We start from the raw sequence: 3,344 nt of genomic DNA, 5'->3' as shown, positions 1-3,344 counted from the left end.
CGTTGGCATCCGCCAGCGTGGTCTTCTTGTTGTACTGGCAGGTCACGCACCAAGCGGCGGTGAAGTCCACAAACACGGGGCGGCCACCGGCCACGATCTGCTCGGCCGCGCCGGGTGCCCAGGGCTGCCAGCCGGTGGCGGAGACCTGCGGGGACGACGTGGCCGCCTGCGCGGCAGGCATGTTGGTGACGTGCGGCGCAAAGGCCCAGACCAGCAAGGCCATGGCCGCGATGGACACCGTGGCCATCCACACCCGCGCCCGCCCGGCCAGCGACAGGGCCCACACCACCAGCGACAGGCCCACCAGCAGGATCAGCAGCGCACCGGCGCCGTCGATGCCGCTTTGCTGGCCCAGCACCCACACCAGCCAGACCACGGTGGCCAGCATGGGGAAGGCCATGAGCTTGCGGAAGGTGTCCATCCACGCGCCGGGGCGCGGCAGGGCGCGCGCCACGGCGGGCACAAAGCTGGCCGCCAGGTACGGCAGCGCCAGCCCCAGCCCCAGCGCCGCAAACACGGCCAGCGCCTGGGGCGCCGGCAGCGTGGCTGTGAGGCCCAGGGATGCGCCCATGAACGGCGCCGTGCACGGCGAGGCCACGGCCACGGCCAGCACGCCGGTGAGAAAACTGTCGGCCACCGGGTGGCGTGCCTGCAGGCTGGCCACCGAGGACGGCAGGAAATGCCCGAACTCGAACACGCCCGCCAGGTTCAGCGCGATCAGCGTGAACAGCGCCGCCAGCGATGCCACCACGGCAGGCGACTGCAGCTGAAAGCCCCATCCCACCGCCTCGCCCGCCGCGCGCAGGCCCAGCATGAGCGCGCCCAGGGCGATGAACGACAGCACCACGCCCGCTGTGTAGGCGATGCCGCTGATGCGGTGGGCGCGCCGGTCTTGCGCATGCTGTGTAAAGCCCACCACCTTGATCGCCAGCACCGGGAACACGCAGGGCATGAGGTTGAGGATGAGGCCGCCAAGCAAGGCGCCGAGCAGCGCGGCCGTGAGGGTGAGGGACGAGGCGCCGGAGGCTGCGGCAGGCGTTGCTGCGCCGCCAGCCTGCGCTGCATTGGCTTTGAGCGCGGCTTCCAGGGCGGGCGATACCGCAGCGACTGACGCGCCCTGCGGCCAAGTGCCCAGCACCTTCAGTTCGGCGCGGTAGCCGGTGCGGGTGTCAGGGCCGGTGCCATGGCCCGGGGCCGCCTGCTCGGCCAGCACCACGGGCATCAGGCTGGGGCTGGCGCTGCGCTGGGCCGATAGGGGAATCTGTGCGGTCCAGACGCTGCCGTTCCAGCTCTGCTTCCAGCTCGCCGCGTTGTCGATGACCTCGGCGGTTTCGGGGAACAGGTCCAGTGTCTTGCCACGCAGCGCCACGGGCAGGCCCTGCACGCTGACGTTCAGCAGGTTGCCGTCCGCAATCTGCGCCTGGCTGTCGGGCACGATGCCATTGGTGCCTGCCACCACGGCGCGGGGATGGGCCTTGGCGGCCGCCTCAAAGGCAGCACTGCTCAGTGCCGTGGTGCTCTGGATGGGCAGCTGCAGCGTGAATTCACCTTCTTCGGGAATGCACTCCTTGCGGCACACCAGCCACGAGGCGCGCAGCTTGATGGTCGCGTCCTTGGCCAGCGGGCCGGGGGCATAGGTGCTGGCCACGGTGACGGGCACGGGCAGCAGCACCGTGCCTTCATAGCCATAGTTGGCCAGCGTGCCGATGGGGATCTTCTTGGGCAGGGGCCAGGCAATCTCGCCCGCGTCCAGACCGGCGGGCAGCGTCCAGGCCAGGTCGGTGGGCAGGCCGGAGTCGCCAGGGTTCTTCCAGTAGGTGTGCCACTCGGGCTGGTGGGTGATCGAGAGGCCCAGCCACAGCGGCTGGCCGGGCGCCACGCCCTGGGGCGCATGGGCCAGCAACTCGGCGCGCACATAGGGCGTGGTGACCACGCTGGTGCCCTGTCCGCTGGTTTTGGGGCTAAATTGGGCGTTTGCGCCCGTCCATAAAGCGCTTGCAGCTATCAAAAACAGAGTAACTGCGAGGCGGTAAAGCGGGCGTGAAGGCATGGTGCAGTGTGGGAGCTGGCAGGGCGGGTTTGGTTCCGGCGCCCCTGTGCTCTGCCTGCGGGGCGATCAGACTGGCGGAGGGGGATTCCCCGGAACCTTCCGCCAGCCAGGCGCCTATTGTGTCGCCAGGCTCAAATCCGCACGCGGGGTCCACTTTTCGGGCTGTTTGCCAGCCTTGGGGGCCGCTACGAACAACCGCTCTACTGGCAGCTTCTGCGCCACCAGATAGGCGCGGATCGCTTGGCCGCGCTGCGTGGCCAGTTCGGCGGCCATGGCCTCGGTGGCGGGCTGGTTGGCCAGCAGCAGGGCTTCCATCTCGGGCACGCTGAGGTCCTTGGCCAGGCCGACCAGGTTGCGCGGCTTGGGCATGTCGGCGCGGCGGTACACCTCCTTGAGCAGGGCGGGGTATTCGGCGGCCGACACGGGGGCGGTGTCCGCCGGGTTGGCGCGGCGTTTTTCGGCCAGCACCCGTTGTTGCAGGCTTTCGCGCTGCAGGCCTTCGCGCTCGTCCTGCAGGCTGGCCATGCCGGTCACGGTGATCTTGAGCGCGGGGCGGTCGGTCAGGGCCTTGACCACCTTGCCCAGGTTTTGCTCGGCCTCGGGCGTGAGCGTGGCGCTACCCGGGGCAAAGGGCACGTTGCTCATCTCGTCGCCACCGCCAAACGCGCTGGCCAGCAGGCTGAAGGGCGAGGTCAGCGCCTTGCCGATGAGGTTGACGATGATCTTGAAGATCACGGGGCCGATGCGGAACTGCGGGTCGTTGAGCGAGCCGCTGATGGGCAGGTCCAGGTCGATCACGCCCTGGCGGTCGGCCAGCAGGGCCACGGCCAGCTTCACGGGCAGGCTGTTGGGCGCGCCCTCCACGGGCTCGCCAAAGGTCAGCTGGTTGAGCACCAGCCGGTTGCTGGCGGTGAGCTGGCCGTTGGGCAGCACCTTGTAGTTCACGTCCACGCTGAGCTTGCCGCGCTCGATGCCGTGGCCCGCGTATTTGACGGAATAGGGCGTGAGCGGGGGGAGCTCCAGGTCGCGCACCTTGCCCACGATGTCGAGGGCCAGCGGTTTGGCCAGCGGGTTGAGCTTGCCGGTGACTTCGAGCGATGCCGAGCCCTCGGCGCGGCCGCGCAGTTCCAGGTCGGCCAGCACGGGCTCGCCGCCCGAGGCTTCAGACGAAAACGCGCTGAGCTTGCCGGTCAGCTCCGACAGGTCGGCCGAGTAGTTGGGCTTGATGAAAAAGTCCGAGAACAGCACCTTGCCGTTGACCAGGCTCACGGGGCCAAAGACCACCACAGGGGCC

2 protein-coding genes are annotated in these 3,344 nt (G+C 69.3%); both read right to left on the bottom strand.

Going from position 1 to position 3,344, the window contains the following annotated elements; translation table 11 throughout:
- On the bottom strand, positions 1–2,050 hold a 2,050-nt coding region (locus DBR23_RS15580; RefSeq protein ID WP_369882121.1), incomplete at its 3' end, for a protein-disulfide reductase DsbD family protein.
- Positions 2,051–2,164: 114 nt separating this feature from the next.
- The coding region (locus DBR23_RS15575) for a DUF748 domain-containing protein (protein WP_146191348.1) at positions 2,165–3,344 on the bottom strand (1,180 nt) is incomplete at its 5' end.

This window comes from Acidovorax sp. HMWF018 (assembly GCF_003061035.1).
Classification (GTDB): Bacteria; Pseudomonadota; Gammaproteobacteria; order Burkholderiales; family Burkholderiaceae_C; genus Acidovorax; species Acidovorax delafieldii.
This window is presented reverse-complemented; position numbering and strand designations above follow the sequence as displayed.